15 protein-coding genes, 1 tRNA gene and 1 pseudogene are annotated in these 16,287 nt (G+C 68.0%); 11 read left to right on the top strand and 6 right to left on the bottom strand.

The annotated features are described in order from the left end of the window. The first annotated feature begins 64 nt into the window (after positions 1-64). From FV217_RS07900 to FV217_RS07885, 4 genes are all read left to right on the top strand, one after another. On the top strand, positions 65-370 hold the full coding sequence (locus FV217_RS07900) for an iron transporter (protein ID WP_147816646.1): 306 nt from the start codon (positions 65-67) through the stop codon (positions 368-370). After that, positions 367-1,947, top strand: a complete 1,581-nt coding sequence (locus FV217_RS07895; protein WP_147816645.1) for a PepSY-associated TM helix domain-containing protein — start codon at positions 367-369, stop codon at positions 1,945-1,947. Before FV217_RS07900 ends, FV217_RS07895 begins: the two co-directional genes overlap by 4 nt. Positions 1,948-1,954: 7 nt before the next feature. Then, positions 1,955-2,293: a DUF3325 domain-containing protein gene (locus FV217_RS07890; protein ID WP_147816644.1), complete on the top strand. Its 339-nt coding sequence runs from the start codon at positions 1,955-1,957 to the stop codon at positions 2,291-2,293. A 166-nt stretch (positions 2,294-2,459) separates the two neighbouring features. After that, on the top strand, positions 2,460-2,825 hold the full coding sequence (locus tag FV217_RS07885; protein WP_147816643.1) for a hypothetical protein: 366 nt from the start codon (positions 2,460-2,462) through the stop codon (positions 2,823-2,825). A gap of 19 nt (positions 2,826-2,844) precedes the next feature. Here the strand turns inward: FV217_RS07885 and FV217_RS07880 are convergent, their stop codons facing one another. Together FV217_RS07880 and FV217_RS07875 are read right to left on the bottom strand one after the other, a co-directional pair. After that, entirely contained in the window at positions 2,845-3,858 is a 1,014-nt protein-coding gene (locus FV217_RS07880) for an NAD-dependent epimerase/dehydratase family protein (protein WP_147816642.1), read from the bottom strand. A 67-nt stretch (positions 3,859-3,925) separates the two neighbouring features. Then, complete coding sequence (locus tag FV217_RS07875) at positions 3,926-5,563, bottom strand: inorganic phosphate transporter (protein WP_147816641.1); 1,638 nt, start codon at positions 5,561-5,563, stop codon at positions 3,926-3,928. A 434-nt stretch (positions 5,564-5,997) separates the two neighbouring features. Between FV217_RS07875 and FV217_RS07870 the strand changes: the two genes are divergently transcribed. After that, positions 5,998-6,231 carry a hypothetical protein gene (locus FV217_RS07870; protein ID WP_147816640.1) on the top strand — a complete coding sequence of 78 codons (234 nt, stop codon included), beginning with the start codon at positions 5,998-6,000 and terminating at the stop codon, positions 6,229-6,231. 31 nt (positions 6,232-6,262) lie between these two features. Here FV217_RS07870 and FV217_RS07865 read toward each other — a convergent pair whose 3' ends face one another. Beyond that, positions 6,263-6,982, bottom strand: coding sequence for a hypothetical protein (locus FV217_RS07865; protein ID WP_147816639.1), 720 nt, complete (start codon positions 6,980-6,982; stop codon positions 6,263-6,265). 339 nt (positions 6,983-7,321) lie between these two features. Between FV217_RS07865 and FV217_RS07860 the strand changes: the two genes are divergently transcribed. Beyond that, on the top strand, positions 7,322-8,905 hold the full coding sequence (locus tag FV217_RS07860) for a CHAD domain-containing protein (RefSeq protein ID WP_147816638.1): 1,584 nt from the start codon (positions 7,322-7,324) through the stop codon (positions 8,903-8,905). 210 nt (positions 8,906-9,115) lie between these two features. On the opposite strand, the gene FV217_RS07855 is transcribed toward FV217_RS07860, so the two are convergent. Continuing rightward, positions 9,116-9,928, bottom strand: coding sequence for an RNA methyltransferase (locus FV217_RS07855; protein ID WP_147816637.1), 813 nt, complete (start codon positions 9,926-9,928; stop codon positions 9,116-9,118). A 142-nt stretch (positions 9,929-10,070) separates the two neighbouring features. Here FV217_RS07855 and FV217_RS07850 point away from each other — a divergent pair. From FV217_RS07850 to FV217_RS07830, 5 genes and pseudogenes are all read left to right on the top strand, one after another. After that, a tRNA-Glu gene (locus tag FV217_RS07850) sits at positions 10,071-10,145 on the top strand. A gap of 105 nt (positions 10,146-10,250) precedes the next feature. After that, positions 10,251-12,041: a site-specific integrase gene (locus FV217_RS07845; protein WP_187272477.1), complete on the top strand. Its 1,791-nt coding sequence runs from the start codon at positions 10,251-10,253 to the stop codon at positions 12,039-12,041. Between the two features lie 654 nt (positions 12,042-12,695). Further along, positions 12,696-12,959, top strand: coding sequence for a hypothetical protein (locus tag FV217_RS07840; RefSeq protein WP_348641950.1), 264 nt, complete (start codon positions 12,696-12,698; stop codon positions 12,957-12,959). Continuing rightward, positions 12,941-13,756, top strand: a pseudogene (locus FV217_RS07835) (IS3 family transposase); the annotation flags it as partial. The gene FV217_RS07840 and the pseudogene FV217_RS07835, both read left to right, overlap by 19 nt. Positions 13,757-13,828: 72 nt before the next feature. Further along, on the top strand, positions 13,829-14,035 hold the full coding sequence (locus tag FV217_RS07830) for a transposase (protein WP_147816634.1): 207 nt from the start codon (positions 13,829-13,831) through the stop codon (positions 14,033-14,035). A gap of 465 nt (positions 14,036-14,500) precedes the next feature. Here FV217_RS07830 and FV217_RS07820 read toward each other — a convergent pair whose 3' ends face one another. Further along, positions 14,501-14,890, bottom strand: a complete 390-nt coding sequence (locus tag FV217_RS07820) for a heme utilization protein (protein WP_246682736.1) — start codon at positions 14,888-14,890, stop codon at positions 14,501-14,503. 86 nt (positions 14,891-14,976) lie between these two features. After that, the gene (locus FV217_RS07815; RefSeq protein ID WP_147816633.1) at positions 14,977-16,284 is read right to left on the bottom strand and encodes a DUF2254 domain-containing protein; all 1,308 of its coding nucleotides are present in this window, start codon (positions 16,282-16,284) and stop codon (positions 14,977-14,979) included. Positions 16,285-16,287 lie beyond the last annotated feature (3 nt).

Here is a 16,287-nt window from a genome sequence, read left to right as displayed (position 1 = left end):
CGGAGACCTGCCGTCGACGCGCAGGAGCTTCGTCGGCGGTGCCGGTCGGCCTGTGGTGGAGCCGATGGGCACAGGACGGAGAACGGGGCGGGGATACCGTGCGGGGGTCGCAGGCCGCGTGCTGCTCGCCATCGTCGGCGGCTATGCGCTCGCGGCGCTCGCCACCGCCGTCCTCTCGCTGACGCTGCCGCTCGAACCGGCCGAGGCCGTGACCGCGGCGACGCTGCTCAGCTTCACCGTGATGGCCGTCGCCGTGCTGTTCGTCTTCGTGGCACGGTCGCTGCGGGTCGCGACCCTGTGGCTCGCGCTGCCGGTCGGCGCGCTGAGCCTGGGGCTCTGGGTCCTCATGCGGGCGGGAGCCTCGGCATGAGGAACGGCCTGCGCCAATCGATGGCGTGGCTGCACAGCTGGGCCGGACTCGTCGCCGGCTGGGTGCTGTTCTGCATCTTCGTGACCGGCACGGCCACTTACTACCGGGCCGACGTCTCGCGCTGGATGCGGCCCGAACTGCCGGTCGTCCAGCAGGTCCCGACGCCGGACGACCTCGCCCGCGCGGCCGAGACGGCGGTCGCCCATCTCAAGGGTGCGGCCCCGAACGCCATCGCCTGGTACGTGACCCTGCCGAGCGCCGCCGACCCGGCCGTGGCACTGATGTGGTTCACGGATTTCGCGCTGCCGCCGGGGACGGCCCGGCTCGACCCCGCGACGGGCGGCCCTCCCGCCGTTCGGGAAACCTTCGGCGGCGACTTCTTCTACCGCTTCCACTTCGAGCTGAACCTGCCCTCGACGATTGGGCGCTGGATCGCCGGCATCTGCGCCATGATCGGGCTCGTGACGCTCCTGTCCGGCATCATCACGCACCGACGGATCTTCGCGGATTTCTTCACCTTCCGGCGGCACGCGAAATCGGCGCAGCGCAGCTGGCTCGATGCGCACAACGTCGCCGGTGTAGTCGCGATCCCGTTCCACCTGATGATCACCTACACCGGCATCGCGACGCTGGCGCTGATCTACATGCCCTGGGGCGTCCTCACCGCCTACAAGGGCGACGCGATGCGCTTCTATGGGGAGACGGGCCAGATCACCGCTCCCCTGGCCCCGGCCGGCAAGCCCGGCACGCTCGCCCCCGTCGGCCCGATGGTCCGCCAGGCGCTCGAGCGCGTCTCCGAGCCCCTCGAAATGGTCATCGTCGAGATGCCGGGGGATGCCAAGTCCAAGGTCGTCGCGGTGTTCGAGGAGCCGCACGGGCTCTCCCACCAGCATCCGCAGGTGGCGTTCGCGGGCGCGACCGGCACGCTGCTGCAGGTGCTGAACCCGAACCTCAAGCCGGCGTCCAAGACCTTCACCACCATGGTCGGCCTGCACGAGGCGCATTTCGCCGGGCCGGCCCTGCGCGTGCTGTTCTTCCTGTGCGGCCTGACAGGCGCGGCGATGGTGGGCACCGGGCTGGTTCTGTGGAGCGTCGCGCGGCTGCCGACGCCCGGCGCGGCGCCGTTCTTCGGCCTGCGGCTGGTGCGGGTGCTCAATCTCGGCACCGTCGCCGGCCTGCCCGCCGCGGTCGCCGCCTACTTTCTCGCCAACCGCCTGCTGCCGGTGGGGCTCGGCGCGCGGGCCGATTGGGAAGTGGGCGTGTTCTTCGCGGTCTGGATCCTGGCGGCCGTCTATGCGGCCTTGCGTCCGCAGGCCGCTGTCTGGCGGGAGATGCTGGGCGCCTGTGCCGCCCTGTTCCTTGCGGTGCCGGTGGTGAACGGCCTCGCGACCGGACGCCATCCGCTGGCGAGCGCGGCCGCGGGCGATGCCCTCTATCTCTGGTTCGACGCGGCGATGCTCGCTCTCGCCGGCCTGTTCGCCATCGCGGCCTACAAGGCCCGCAGCGTCGAAGCCCCGGGACGGCGGCGGCCTCAGGCCGTCGCTCCCCTTCGAAGAAACGCCCTGGAACAGGCCTGAGACCAGCATGACGCCGATCGTCCTCCTCGCGAATCTCGCGCTGAGCTTCGCCGCGCTCGCCGCGCTCTGCCTGAGCATGAACCGCCACCACGCCGCGGCGTTCACGGCCAAACCCTCGCGGCGCACGATGCTCGGGCTGAGGGCGGCGGGCTGGGCCGGCATCGCCCTGTGCTTCGCCGTCGCAGTCATGGCGGAGGGCTGGAATTTCGGTCCGGTGCAGTGGCTCGGCTCGCTCTCCGGCGGGGCGCTCCTCGTTGTAGCGCTCGCCTCGTACCGCCCATCCTGGATCCGCCCGGCCGCGCTGCTCGCCCTGCCGCTGGCGCTCGTGGCCGCTTTCACTCTGTGAGACCGGGCGGCGACGAGCGTCGCTCATCGCCGTCTGCCCGCGCGACGGCGACTGTCTGCCGGACGCATGGATCCCGACCATCGGTCGGGATCCATGCACAAGGGTAGGACACGATCGTTGCTGCACCGCACTTGACCCGGCACGGTCGTACGGGTCACCAGAGACGATGCTCAAGCTCGCGCGCCTGATGTGCTGGACGCTCGTCGCTGCGCTCGTCTTCGTGACGCTGGCGCCGATCGGCCTGCGCCCCGTCGTCACCCAGGATGCGGACATCGAGCGGGCTCTGGCCTATGCGCTGCTCGGTTTTCTGCTGGCCCTGGCCTATCCGCGGCACTGGCTGCTCGCCTTCTGCGCCGGAATCGGCATCGCGGCCGGGCTGGAATTCGGCCAGGTCTTCACCGCGAGCCGCCACGGTCGCCTCGCCGACTTCGTCGTGAAGGCCGCGGCGGCCGGCATCGGCGTGGTCGCCGCGCAGGGGCTGCTCGCGCTGCGGTCCCGCTGGACGCGCCGGCGGGTCTGCCCAGGCGAGTAGACTCGCCCGGCCATCGTCCTCAGACTCCGTAGAAATCCCGGTACCAACGCACGAAGGCCGGCAGGCCGACCTCGATCGGGGTTTCCGGCACCGTGCCGACCAGGGCCTGCAGCAGCTCGGTGCTCGCCCGCGTGGCGGAGACGTCGCCCGGCGGCAGGGGCAGGGAGATTCGCTGCGCCGTCCGGCCGAGGGCCGCTTCAAGGATCTCGATCATCCGGTCGAGCCGCACCGGCCGGCCGCCGCCGACGTTGACGAGGCGATAAGGGGCCACCGGGCTCAGCGTATCCGCCGCACAGACCGGAGCGCCCGCGCCGGGCTGTGCCGGGATGCGGTCCATCACCCGGACCAGCGCTTCGACGAGGTCGTCGATATAGGTGAAGTCCCGCGTCGCCGAGCCGCCGGAGAACACCTCGATCGGCTCCCGCGCCAGGATCTTTTTCGTGAACAGGAACAGGGCCATGTCCGGCCGGCCCCACGGCCCGTAGACCGTGAAGAATCGCAAAGCCGTCGTCGGAACTTCGAAAAGGTGAGCGTAGGAATGCGCCATCGCCTCGGTGGCGAGCTTGGTGGCGGCGTAGAACGAGACCGGCGTGACGGCCCGGTCGGTCTCCCGAGACGGCGACTGCGTGTCGCCGCCGTAGGCGGAACTCGTCGAGGCCAGCAGCAGGTGGCGCACCGGATGCGCCCGCACGGCCTCCAGCAGGTTCGCGGTGCCGACCAGGTTGGATTCGACGTAGGAGCGCGGGTTCTCGATGCTGTAGCGGACGCCGGCCTGAGCCGCGAGATGGACGACGATTTCGGGGCGGGTGCGCGCCACCGTGTCGAGCAGCGCGCCTGGGGTTTCGAGCCGCGCCTCCACGGCTTCGAAGCTGGGGGAGGCGGCGAGTTCGGCGTGGCGCGCGCGCTTCAGGCCGACGTCGTAATAGTCCGAAAACGCGTCGAAGCCGGTCACGGCATGGCCGTCGCCCAGAAGGCGGCGGCTCAGGGCGTGGCCGATGAATCCGGCCGAGCCGGTGACGAGGACGCGTGTCATGCCGTTCCGCCGCTGAGAAGGAGCGCTCTCTTCCCTCACGCGGCGGCGAAACGCAAAGTCCCGGGCGTCAGAACACGTGGCGCAGGATGAAGAACAAGCCGCCGGCCAGCGTGATCGCGGCGGGCAACGTCAGCACCCAGGCGAGTGCCATGTTGCGCACCGTGGAGGCCTGCAGGCCGGAGCCGTTGGCCGCCATGGTGCCGGCCACGCCGCTCGACAGGATGTGCGTCGTGGAGACCGGCAGGCCGTAGACCTCGGCGAGCCCGATGGTGCCGGCGGCGACGAGTTCCGCCGAGGCGCCCTGGGCGTAGGTGAGGTGGGTCTTGCCGATCTTCTCGCCGACGGTGACCACGATGCGCTTCCAGCCGACCATGGTGCCGAGGCCGAGCGCCAGCGCCACGCAGACCTTCACCCAGGAGGGAATGAAGCGGGTGCCCTCGTTGAGCAGGTTCGCGTAGGTCTTGAGGGTGCCCTTGTCCGCGTCCGACAGGGTGGCGCCGGAGGCCGGGAGCAGGCGCACCGCGTCCGAGGCGAGGTACATGTCGTTGCGCACGTTCGAGGTCGCCGCCGCCGGGACCTGGCGGATCGAGCCGTAATTCTTCACCGAGGCCGCGATGTCGTTGGAGAGTGTCGCGAGGGCGGCGAAGACGTCCGGCGTGTTCAGGTGCTTGGTCTTCAACGCGTCGCCGACGACCTTGCGCGCCGCGGCGGCGTCGGTGGAGGCGGACAGGCCATCGGCGTGGCTCGCGAACACCGCGCTCGCGCCCTGCGACTTCTCGATGAAGGCCGGGGTGGTCTCGTCCGACATGGTGCGGTTGAGGGCGTAGGCCGTGGGCGCCGCGCCGATCAGGATCAGCATGATCAGGCCCATGCCCTTCTGGCCGTCGTTGCCGCCGTGGAAGAACGAGACCAGCGTGCAGGTCAGGATCAGCAGGCCGCGAATCAGGAGCGGCGGCGGCGCTTCGCCCTTCGGCGCCTCGTAGAGCGTCTTGTTCCGCACGGTGTATTTCAGGGCGAGGAGCAGCAGGGCGGCGGCCACGAAGCCGATCAGCGGCGAGAACAGCAGCGCCTGGAACACCTTGAAGGCCTGGGCCCAGTCGACGCCCGAGGTGCCGTCGCCGCCGCCCATCAGCTGGTTGGCGAGGCCGACGCCGAGCACGGAGCCGATCAGGGCGTGCGAGGACGAGTTCGGCAGGCCGAGCGCCCAGGTGCCGAGGTTCCACAGGATCGCGGCGATGAGCAGCGAGAAAATCATCGCATAGCCCGCCCCCGAGCCGACCTGGAGGATCAGCTCCACCGGCAGCAGCGTGACGATGGCGTAGGCCACCGCGCCGCTCGACAGCATCACGCCGAGGAAGTTGAAGGTGCCGGACCAGACCACCGCGACGAGCGGCGGCATCGAGTGTGTGTAGATTACGGTCGCGACCGCGTTGGCGGTATCGTGAAACCCGTTCACGAACTCGAAGCCGAGCGCGATCAGCAGGGCGAGGCCGAGCAGTGCGAAGGCGCCGACGGCGAGCGGCGATTCGCCGACCGCGTTCATATCGGCGATGAGGCTGACGACGGCGTAACCGAGCCCGGCGATCAGAATCAGCAGGAAGACGATGACGCCGCCGGGATGGATGCCATGATCCAGGCGCGGCCCGCCTTTGCTCTGAGCGGGTTGGCGCGCGTGGGATGACCCGGCGGCGATGGCGTCCGACATGATGGGCAGTGTCCGTCCGAAGTGATGCCGGTGGCCTACAGCCGCCGCATATCAGTTCGGTGACGAAAGCCGCCTGTGCTGCACTTCGGCGGGGATGAAAAGCGCGTGTGATTCGCATTCGCAGAACAGTTGACGGTTAAGCATCGGCACGGGCCGATCCGCCCGTCAGCCATGCGCCTGCTGCGGAGCATGATCGCCAAGTCTTTGTGTGCACCGCACGCTTAAGCAGTCGGGACTTGTTTCCCGGAGCAAGAACCCCAGCTATAACAGCATCATGACACCTGTGCGCTCGGTTTGGCGCGGTTTCGGTTTTTCGGCGTTCCCCTGGAGCGTCGAACAATCCCGTAACCGGCTTGGAGCAGGACAGGCGAATCTCTACGCGCCACCGGGACGGGTCCCGGGGCATTCCGATCATCTCCGCGAGTCCAACCTTCATGAACCAGCTTGTGCGCATGTCGCAGATCAGCGAGGCCGATCCGATCGCAGAGCCGTCCGCCAAGCTCCGTGTGCCGTTCGCGCAGTCGGGTGCTTTCGTCTGCAAGTTCATCATCGGCGAGCCGAACGATCAGGCGCTCTGCTGCGGCGCTCCCGTCGCCGACGGCAAGAGCTGGTGCGCGTTCCACCGGCGTATCGTGTTCGAGCCCGCCCGGCCCGGCCGGCTTCGCTGAACCGGATTAAGGACCGCCCGGCCCGGACCTCTCAGTCGAGGTCTCCGAACCCTCCGCCGCCGAATGGTGACAGGCGCTGCACACGGGTCCCGTCCGGGTACTCGTAGGTTCGCATGCGCATCACCGTGTAACCGGCCTCACGGGCTCGGGCGGCTCGGCTTGCGCGGTCTTCGTCGATCAGCCCGCCCCAGCCCGCCAGACGCCGGTTCGAGGCCGTGGCGGCGTAGGCCCGATACGGGCTGTAGGGTGCCTGGGGTTCCGCTGCGAAGGCGCGGCTGCTGCCGACGGGGCCCGACCTGTATTGCTGTGCCAACCGGCGCGCGGGGCGTTCGACGATCCGCGCTGGCCGCCGGGAGATGACCAGCGGCTTCTCGACCATGCGCGGCCGCACGACGGGGCGGCGCGACCGGTTCGACGCTTCGGATCGCCGGCTTGCCGCGACCGGCTTGACGCCGAGGCTGGCCGCCGCCCGCTCTGCGGGAGTCGTGGCCGGCGCCGAGGCCGTCTCCTGCGTCGGCTTTGCGGCGTCGGTTGGCGCCGTCGTCCCGGCCTTGCCCTCCACCGGCGTGACCGGGCCAGGTGTCTCCTTGACCGTGGAAGGTGCCTCGGGCCCAGCCGAGCCACGCACCGGCGGGTCGGTCCACGACGAGCCGGACGTCTCACCCGCCTTCGTCTGCGCGAGGACCGGGGCTGCACCGAGAAGGAGGCCCAGCATGAGGCTGAAGGCCCCGCACCGCGTTACGACCGACATGGCCACTCTCCCGAAACGTCGCGCAAGTCCCAGGCCGCCAAAAGGTGCCGTACCGTGGCGGAACGGCGTCGGGCTCGGGTGGCGAACGATCGTGAGATCATAACCAAAACCGGACCAGAGGTCCATCGAATCGGGTGGATGCGGACATGGAATTCGGCTGCCCGCGAGCCGTCCCGGCGTGAATGGCTGTGGCCGCGCCGGCCCGAGCCGTCCGGGCGGTCTCGCCGAACGGCCCCTGCCGCGCTAGACGGACAAGGACACCGTCGGCGAACGCGTCCACCGCAGCGGCAACCCTGCCGCCGGGGGCGTGCCGACGGCCAGCGGAGAACGGGCCACGGCATGCAGACGCCGCGTGAGATCGAACTGAAACTGGAATGCGACGGCCCTGACCTCACCGCGCTGGCCGGCCACCCCCTGCTTCAGGCCGGGGAGGCCACGACCGGCATCCTCGACACCACCTATCTCGACACGCCGGAGCGCGACCTCCACGCGGCCGGCCTGTCGCTGCGCCTGCGCCGGGAGGGCGAGCGTACCATTCAGACCCTGAAATCGGCCGCAGCCGTGGCGATCGGCCTGTTCGACCGGGCCGAATGGGAATGGGACGTCTCCGGCCCGGAGCCGGATCTCGCTCTGCTCGCCGACACGCCCGCCGCCGCGATCCTGGCCGCGGCGAAGTCGCCGGACCTGACGCCGTTGTTCCGCACCATGGTCGAGCGCAGCCGCCGGCCGATCCGCCATGGCGAGTCCCGCATCGTCGCGACGCTCGACGTCGGCCGGGTCGAGACCGCCAACGGCGACGTGCCGCTCTGCGAGGTCGAACTGGAGCTCGACGAGGGCAGCCCCGCCGACCTCTTCGCGTTGGCCAGGACGCTCAGCGAGAGCGCGCCGCTGCGCCTCGGCGTGCTGAGCAAGGGCGAGCGCGGCTACGCGCTGATCGCCGAGCGCCTGCGCAAGCCGAGCAAGGCCGAGCCCCCCGCCCTCGCTGAAGACATCCTCGCGGGCGAGGCCTTTGCGGCGATCGCGAAGGCCTGCCTGCGGCACTTGCGCCTCAACGAAGACGTGTTTCGGCACGGCCGCGCGCCGGAGGCTCTGCACCAGATGCGCGTGGCGCTCCGCCGCCTGCGCTCGGCTTTCACCCTGTTCAAGCCGCTGCTCCAGCACGACGAGACGGCGCAGGGGCTTCGCGAGACGATCAAGCGGGTCACCGAGCCGTTCGGCACCGCGCGCAACCTCGACGTCTTCCTCGGCGAGACCCTGCCCGCCGAGATCGAGCGCCGCCCGGACGAACCCGGCCTGCACGACCTGAAGGAGCGCCTCGGCGCCGAGCGCGAGGAGGCCTACGCGGCCGTGTTCGCGATCCTCGACGGCGCGCCCTGGCGCGGCCTCCTCATCGACCTCGTGATCTGGATCGAGGCCGGCCCCTGGCGCGCGGGCAAGGGTGTCGCCGGCCGCGATCGTGCGGCCCGCGATTTCGCCGCCACCGTACTGGAAAGGCTGCGCCGCCGCGTGAAGAAGCACGGCCGCCATCTCGCCCGGCTCGAGCCCGAGGCGCGCCACCGCGTGCGCATCGAGGCGAAGAAGCTGCGCTACGGCGCCGAGTTCTTCGGTCCGCTCTTCCCCGAGAAGAAGGCCGCCAAGCGCCACAAGACCTTCGTCGGTGCGCTGTCGGACCTGCAGGACCATCTCGGCGCCCTGAACGACCTCTCGACCGCGCATGAGATCGCCCACCGCCTCGTGGCGGCCAGGGACGGCGAGGGAGAGGACAAGGTGGGCGGAGGTGCCGAGCCGCCGACGGGCGCCGCTCTGTTCGCCGCGGGCCTCACCGCCGCGGACGCCGAGGCCGACGTCCACGCCGGCGCGCTCCTCCGGAAGGCGGACGCCGCGCACGAGGCCCTCGTCGACGTCCGGCCGTTCTGGCGCTGACCTAGATCACGCTGCGGTTTGATCGAATCGATCAAACCGCAGAAAACGTGATCGATTCAAAAGTTGAGAGCACGCTTCGCGCGAAAAACCGTTGCCACTTTTTCGCAGCCTGCTCTTGGACGCGACGCCTCAGTGCCTTCGACATCTGCGCGTCGCCGATGATCCCGCGGACGGCCGTGCGGCATCGCGACCGCGGGCCGTCCCGCGGTGTCAGCCGTTCCGGCCGCGGGTTAGGGCGTAGAGGCTGATCGCGGCGGCGTTCGAGACGTTCACGCTGCGGATCGCGCCGGTGAAGTCGATCCGGGCGAGCACGTCGCAGCACTCGCGGGTGCGCTGGCGCAGGCCCTTGCCCTCGGCGCCGAGCACCACGACCATGCCGGCCCGCTTCTCGACGGCATCGAGCGGCGTCTCGGCCTCCGAGTCGAGCCCGATGCGGGCGAATCCGCGGTCGCCCAGGGCGATCAGCGCCTCGGCGAGGTTGCGCACCACGATCAGCGGCACGTGCTCCAGCCCGCCCGAGGCGGATTTCGCCATGACGCCGGTTGCGTTCGGTGCATGGCGCGCCGTGGTGACGATGGCGGTCACGCCGAAGGCCGCGGCCGTGCGCACGATCGCGCCGACATTGTGCGGGTCGGTGATCTGGTCGAGGGCGACGAGCAGCGCGTCCTCGGGTACGGAGTCGATCGCCGGGGCCGGCAGGTGCTCGGCCTCGAGATAGAGCCCCTGGTGGACCGCGTCGGCCCCGAGCAGCGCGTTGATCGCGCTCGGCTTGACCAGCTCGGGCCCGATGCGCAGCGTGCCGAGTTCCTCCTTCAGCCGGGCGATGCCGTTCTCGGTCGCGAGCAGTCGGTGCAGTCCGCGCGCCGTGTTCGCCAGCGCCTCGGAGACCGGGTGCCAGCCGTAGAGTACGACGTGGTCGAGCCCCTCGCGGGCCGCCGGCCCGCCCGGCCTGTGGCCCTGTGGCCGGTGCCGGTACTTGGCTGCGCCCTGGAACCGGGGCGGGCCGTCGCGTCGGGAAGTCATGAACCGCTCGTGAAAAATGATGCCGTGCGGCGACAGACCGGCATCCGCCGCCCGCGTCAAGCCGCCCTCTCGTGCAAGAACCCGCCACGAGGCCGTTGCCGTAGCCGCCCGGGCCGACTATAGACCGATCCGCCTAGAGCAAGCGCCCTTCGTCTATCGGTTAGGACGTCAGCCTTTCACGCTGAAAAGGCGGGTTCGATTCCCGCAGGGCGCGCCACACAACGCCGAACGCGTTGCAATCTCAGAAGATATTGTTTTTCAGGTGCTTGCTGTCCGGCGCGTGCTACACTCGCGTGCTACGGGACCAAGTACGATGGGCCGCATGAAGTTCGTTCAGCGCCGCGCTGGCCGTTACGAGTTTCGCTTTCCCCTGCCCGACGATCTCGCCGGCAAACCGGTCCCGCATTTCTGGCCAGAAACTCTTGCAGTTCTGGTCAACGTACGGTCGGGCCGCTTCAAGACCGAACTCATCCGCTCGCTTCAGACCAACGACGGCCCGACTGCCGACCGGCGCGTGCTCTCCCACATCGCCGAGATGCACCGGCTTGTCGATCAAGCTCAGCGCTTCTTTCGCGACGGACCATCGCCTGGCGTTAGCCCTGATCAGATCACCGCGATGGCCCGTGACCACGAGATCCACCTTCTTGGCGCTGACGAGGCGATCCGAACGAAGGGCATCGGCCTCGACATGGCTCGCGACGACGGTCTGGCACCCCACGATGGGTTGGGCATGACCGACGACGACTTGGGCGCCTACCGAATGCTCGTCGACGAGCTGGATCGTTATACTCGGGAGCAGGCCGCGCAGATGCGGCCCGGCGAGTCCACTAGTTCGTTCGTCAACCGCGCCGTTGAGGCCCGCGGCTTCGTCCTGCACCCGGACGATCCGGCGTGGCGGCAACTTGAGCTCGCCTTCGTCAAGGCGCAGCGTAGCGCCCTCTCCGGCATCAGGGCACGCCTCGCCGGCGACGAGGTGCTAGCCCCGGAGCGAGATAGCGAGCCGACCGCCATGGTTCTGACCGCGGCCTTGAGGCTGTGGAAGGAAGCTGGCGGCGCCGGGGCAAGGAAACCTCAGCCATCCTCCGTCGCTGAGGCCGAACGGGCTGCTCGGCGCTTCGTCGAGCTGCATGGTGACTTGTCGATCACCGCCGTCACCAAGGCTCACGCCCGAGCGTTCCGTGATGCCCTGGCCCGGCTGCCAAAAGCGTTGCCGGCCCGGCTCAGCCGGCTGCCCCTGCCGAAGCTGCTAGAGCAGGATCTGAGCAAATACCCACGGCGCAACGCCCAGACGGTCAACAAGACACTCGCCCTACTCAGCGGCGTGCTCGCCCGCGTCGAGCGCGACGGCTACTTCGAAGCTTTGCCGGCGTGGTCGAATCCCTTCCATGTTGGCTTCGACGTCGCTCCGGCCGAGCACGCGCCATACGAACCGTTCAGCACGGCGGAGTTGCAGCGCCTGTTCTCGTCACCGGTGTTCGGAACCGGCGAGCGGCCGCTCGGCGGACGGGGTGAGGCGGCCTTCTGGTTCCCGATGATTGCGCTGTTCAGCGGCGCCCGGCGCACCGAGATCGCGCAACTGAAGGTCGGGGACATCCGCCAAGGCGAGGGTGGGATCTGGTACCTCGATATCACCAACGAGGGCACCGATCAGAACTTGAAAACCGTCTCTTCCGCCCGCTCGGTGCCAGTGCATCATGAGTTGACCCGGCTCGGGCTTTTGGATGTGGTTGCGGCGCGCGCCAAGGCGCAGCCTACGAACGCGCCGCTATGGCCGGCGTTCGCCCCGCCCATCGACCCGAAGGCAAAGGCGTGGACGAAGTGGTTCGGGCGCTACCTCGGCGTCCACGTCGTCGATCACCCGGCCAAGACGTTTCACTCGTTCCGTCATACCTTCAAACGCGCTTGCCGGGAGGCGGGGTTAAGTGAGGAGGTGCATAACTCGCTGACCGGTCACGCTGGCGGCGGGGTAGGCAGTCGCTACGGGCGTGAGCGGCGTGCAGATGGCACTCTCGACCGCGGGATATCGCTAGCTCGTCTGCAGGCTGAAATCGACAAAATCGGCTATCGCAATGTGTCACTTCCAGCATCATTGCTGCCCATCATAGAAGTTTAGCTAGTGTCCCATCCTTTCCTGGGCACCACTTTGATGGTGTTTCTACCAAGAATATCAGATAGTTAGGCCCTGACAGATGGTGCTCGTGGTGACACACGAGGTGACACACCGTGTCTCGATGGCTCCTTGATACCGGTCTGATTCGCGTGACGATTCGATACGTCAAAGCTCTCAAGCCAGACGGTCCGCTGTTCTATGATCGGCGCATCCCTAAGCACGCTCAGCCACACTACGGTGGCAAGGGACGCTTCCGAAAAAGCATAAAGACCCGAGACATCCACGAGGCAGCCCGGAAGGCCGCGAAGCTCGCCAAAGAGCATGATTCGCTGTGGCGCTCTCTCGGCTCCAAGGAGGGCCAGCGGGCAGCTTTGACGACCCCGGAGAACCGTGACGCCGCTAGGGCGCTGCTGGCATCTTTCAGTCTCCAACCTGGGGCACTGTCTTCGGGCGCTCCACGAGAAGTGGGCCACGACCCCTCGGACATTTTGGATGCGTATTTAGAGCGCACTCACGGCGATGCGTATCTAAGAGCACGGCACGAACCCGAACGGACACCTCGAATAACCGCGTAATTGCGCGGTCTGGCCGTTGGTTTGACGCGGCCGGCAGCTTTTGGCGTGATCGGACTGGCTTTCTGGCAGTCTGGTGGTGGTCATGAACGGGCTCGGGGGCCCATCCCAGATCCGGATCTGGGTCGAGAAGTATCAGGCTGGTGGCCTGGATGAAGACGTCGCCGCCGCTGATCTTCTTCAGGTCTACGAGGCTCGCATTGCTGCGCTCGAGCGGCTGGTCGGACGGCAGGCCCTCGAACTGGAGCTTTTAAAGGGGGCTCTGCGGCCCGCAGCCCGTCCGAGAAGCGGGCCTACCTCCGCGATCATCGGCCCAGCGGACTCAGCCTCGCTGCGGGATGCAGGCTGATGGGACTGGCTCGCTCCACGTTCTATGATGTGCCGGTTCGCGCGGTGGACGACACCGCCATCGTCGAGGCGATGGCGGTGATCTGCGACGCGTTCGAGCACTATGGCTGGCGTCGCGTCCAAGCGGCACTCCGTCAGAATGGCCTGCAGGTCAATCACAAGAAGGTCCGCCGCCTGATGCGCGAGCATGACCTTCAGCCGAAGATGCGCCGCCGCGTCACGAAGACGACCGACAGCGATCACGATCAGTCGATCTTCCCAAATCTGGCAAAGGAGGCGAGCATCGACGGTCCCGACCGGCTGTGGGTGGCGGACATCACCTACGTGACCATCATCGGCGGCTTCGTCTACGTCGCCGTCATCCTCGATGCCTGGTCAAGGCGGGTCGTCGGCTTCGCCCTCAGCCGCGCGATCGATGCGCGTCTCACCCTGGCCGCCCTCAGCATGGCGATCGAGGCCCGCAAGCCTTCAAAGGGTTGCATCCATCACTCCGACCGTGGATCGCAGTACGCTGCCAAGACCTACCGCGATCATCTCGCCAAGAACGGCCTCGCCGGTTCAATGGGACGACGCGGCAATCCATACGATAACGCCAAGGCCGAGAGCTTCATGAAGACGCTCAAGGTCGAAGGCGTTTATCCCATGGCCTTCGAGACGTTCGCCGACGTACTCGAAAGCTTGCCGCGCTTCATCAAAGAGACCTACAATACGCGACGGCTTCACTCAGCGCTGGGCTATCTCAGCCCCGCGCAGTTCGAGGATCAACAGACCCGGCTGACGGTCAAACTATCAACCTGATCCCGTCCACCCCGAGGGGCCCACTCCACCTTCACGGCCGAGCGCTGCCAGGAATGGTGCCTCGTCCATGGCATGCGCCACCGCGTCGTCGAGAAGTTGCCGGACCAGAAGGGCTTCGTCGTCTTGGAGCGGCGCTGGGTCGTCGAGCGCACCTTCGGGTGGCTCAGTCACTGGGGCGGCCTACACCGCGAGCGCGCCGGCCGCCTCGACGTCGCAACGGGTCGCCTCGCCTGCGTTGCCAGCCTCATGGCCGCCAACGCCCTCAACAACCCAGCCTGAAAAGAACCGCATCAAACAGGCTCTGAGGGGGCGAGCCTTACCCTGTCCGCCGACCCTGCTCGGCCTGCGCCCGCCACGCATCACGCTCGGCGCGGGCCTGGGCGAAGTTGACCTGCAGCTCTTTCATCCGAGCATGCAGCCATGTCTGCGTTAGTTCACTGTGTCTGCCGCTGGCGGTTTCGCCGCCCCCTCACCGGAGGCCGCGAACGATCCATGCACTCCCGGTAGAGGCGGGCGCCATGGTTGTAGAGCGACAGCCCCTCGGGGTTGGGCGCACTGAAGAGCCTGGACCGAGCCTCGTCGCGGCATGCCGCGTCCTGCGGACTGGTAATCGGCTCATTCTGCGCTGAGGCGGTGCCGACGAGGCCAAGGAATAGGAAGACGATCAGGGTTGAGCGCATGCCCGTCAACGCAGGCGAGGTGCGATCTTCGACCAGAGGATGTGCCAAGCCAGACCTCCGAACCCTAGCCTGCACGCCGAGCGTTCCAGCTACCGCTACACGCGACCAGCCCACCGCTGGTGCGCCACGTACCGGTCCCGACGCCTTGCCGTTTGAGCCTGCCGGTGATCGGTACCGTGTTCGACCCTTTGGTGATCGTTGCCCGCACGGCGCCGTTGGCTGAGACGCCGCCAGCGATGTCGATCTCATCGCCTGGGATCGAGGCATCACTGCCCTTGATCTGCACCTGATAGCTCGTGCTGACCGAGCATGGCCCATCGCTGGTGACGGCCGTAATCGTCCATGAGCCGTCGAATTGGGCTGGTACCCGTACTTTTCTCGTAGCCGCGTCGGCCGTGGTCTGGACGCCTAAAATCAGCGCGGCCGTCGTCATCGCGATGAGGATACGTGGCATATGGGGCTCCCGCACGAGGGCGGGGGGAAACCCGACCAGCCCAGGACGCTACGTTCCGAACGCGTGAACGGTTTCGTCGGCTACCGCTATACGGCCGCGCGAGCATTGCCGAGCATATGGCGGCAGCGTCCATATCGGTTTTCCAAGTCAGCAAGGTCATCAGGATCGTCGACGTCGCGGCGGGCGGCGGCAATAACGAGATCTGCATGCCTGCGGAGTTCGGCGGCCCTGTTCGTCAGTCGCTCGACTTCGGCAACTCGGGTGAGCACGTCGAGCATCCGGGCCAGCACGTGCACTGAGCCGGCGGCATTCTGACGGATCATGTGGAACATGGCATCGCATAGGCCATCGTAGTTGGTCACCGGCACGACGAGCACGGCCTCGCCGTCGCGCGTGACCGTCCCGGTCGGCAGGTGACGTGACGCCACACGGCACAAGGAGTCGCCGAGGTGGTCGACGACGCTTCCAGCCGTGAACGGGTCGTTGATGCCCGGTGAGAGCGCCCGGACCGCGATCTCGACGAGCTGCCGGATTGAATATTCCAGGTCCTGGAGGGCAGCCGGGCGGCGACCAAAGGTCAGCGCCCGGCGAATGGCCTTGTCGGCGTCGGCGTCGGCGACGCCGGCCGAGAGATGGGCGACCGGGATCCCGCTCGGCACGTAGTCGCCGGGCCGGATCCGCAGCGCGACAACGACGCCATGCTCGTGCGCCCAATCCGCCAGGCCTTCCTCGTCCACGGCTTGAAGGTACCCGCTGCCGGACACGGTGACCCCGCCTCCCTCCGGGGGTCGTGCCGAGCACGTGATGCCTGCGCTGTCGCGGGTGCGAGCCTCGACGGCGGAGCAAAGATCGCGATGGACCGCATCGACCACCGTCTCGACGTTGATGCTGGTCGCGATGTGGTGGACGAACCAGACCAGGGTGGCGAGCGAGAGCAGCGCGAGCACCATTGCCCCGGTGATCGCGAGGTGCGGGACGAACGGGCTCTCCTGCACCGTGCGTACCGTGCGCAGGACCATCAGGGCATAGGCAAAAGTGCCGAGGAAGATGCCCAGGACAACCTGATTACGGGCATCCCGCGTGAAGTTGCGCAGCAACCTAGGGCCCATCTGGCCGGAGGCGAGCGTCAAGGCCGCGATGGTGATCGAGAAGGTGGTACCCGCCACCCCAATGGTCGAGGATGCTACAGCACTGAGGAGCGCCCGCGCCCCCTCGGCGCCGCCGGAATAACCCCAATTCTGATCAGGTGAGGAGGCATCATAGCCGGCGATGTGGGCCGTCTCCAGCCATACCGCGAGCTGAGCCAGTCCGACGCAGCCGAGAACGATCAAGGTGGGTCGAAGCCAGAACTGGTCACCCAGGAACTCAATCCAGGCTCGTAAACGCGCCTTCATGCA

Origin of the sequence: Methylobacterium sp. WL9 (assembly GCF_008040035.1) — a bacterium.
Classification (GTDB): Bacteria; Pseudomonadota; Alphaproteobacteria; order Rhizobiales; family Beijerinckiaceae; genus Methylobacterium; species Methylobacterium thuringiense.
Note: the sequence above shows the minus strand (reverse complement) of the source record. Positions and strands in the feature narration are given on the sequence as shown.

What these genes read in the sequence shown, in the direction of transcription:
- FV217_RS07900 (WP_147816646.1), top strand. Translation starts at nt 65, where the DNA reads ATGGGCACAGGACGGAGAACGGGGCGGGGATACCGTGCGGGGGTCGCA.
- FV217_RS07820 (WP_246682736.1), bottom strand. Translation starts at nt 14,890, where the DNA reads ATGCCACGTATCCTCATCGCGATGACGACGGCCGCGCTGATTTTAGGC.
- FV217_RS07885 (WP_147816643.1), top strand. Translation starts at nt 2,460, where the DNA reads ATGCTCAAGCTCGCGCGCCTGATGTGCTGGACGCTCGTCGCTGCGCTC.
- FV217_RS07815 (WP_147816633.1), bottom strand. Translation starts at nt 16,284, where the DNA reads ATGAAGGCGCGTTTACGAGCCTGGATTGAGTTCCTGGGTGACCAGTTC.
- FV217_RS07855 (WP_147816637.1), bottom strand. Translation starts at nt 9,928, where the DNA reads ATGACTTCCCGACGCGACGGCCCGCCCCGGTTCCAGGGCGCAGCCAAG.
- FV217_RS07875 (WP_147816641.1), bottom strand. Translation starts at nt 5,563, where the DNA reads ATGTCGGACGCCATCGCCGCCGGGTCATCCCACGCGCGCCAACCCGCT.
- FV217_RS07870 (WP_147816640.1), top strand. Translation starts at nt 5,998, where the DNA reads ATGAACCAGCTTGTGCGCATGTCGCAGATCAGCGAGGCCGATCCGATC.
- FV217_RS07880 (WP_147816642.1), bottom strand. Translation starts at nt 3,858, where the DNA reads ATGACACGCGTCCTCGTCACCGGCTCGGCCGGATTCATCGGCCACGCC.
- FV217_RS07860 (WP_147816638.1), top strand. Translation starts at nt 7,322, where the DNA reads ATGCAGACGCCGCGTGAGATCGAACTGAAACTGGAATGCGACGGCCCT.
- FV217_RS07895 (WP_147816645.1), top strand. Translation starts at nt 367, where the DNA reads ATGAGGAACGGCCTGCGCCAATCGATGGCGTGGCTGCACAGCTGGGCC.
- FV217_RS07865 (WP_147816639.1), bottom strand. Translation starts at nt 6,982, where the DNA reads ATGTCGGTCGTAACGCGGTGCGGGGCCTTCAGCCTCATGCTGGGCCTC.
- FV217_RS07890 (WP_147816644.1), top strand. Translation starts at nt 1,955, where the DNA reads ATGACGCCGATCGTCCTCCTCGCGAATCTCGCGCTGAGCTTCGCCGCG.
- FV217_RS07845 (WP_187272477.1), top strand. Translation starts at nt 10,251, where the DNA reads ATGAAGTTCGTTCAGCGCCGCGCTGGCCGTTACGAGTTTCGCTTTCCC.
- FV217_RS07840 (WP_348641950.1), top strand. Translation starts at nt 12,696, where the DNA reads ATGAACGGGCTCGGGGGCCCATCCCAGATCCGGATCTGGGTCGAGAAG.
- FV217_RS07830 (WP_147816634.1), top strand. Translation starts at nt 13,829, where the DNA reads ATGCGCCACCGCGTCGTCGAGAAGTTGCCGGACCAGAAGGGCTTCGTC.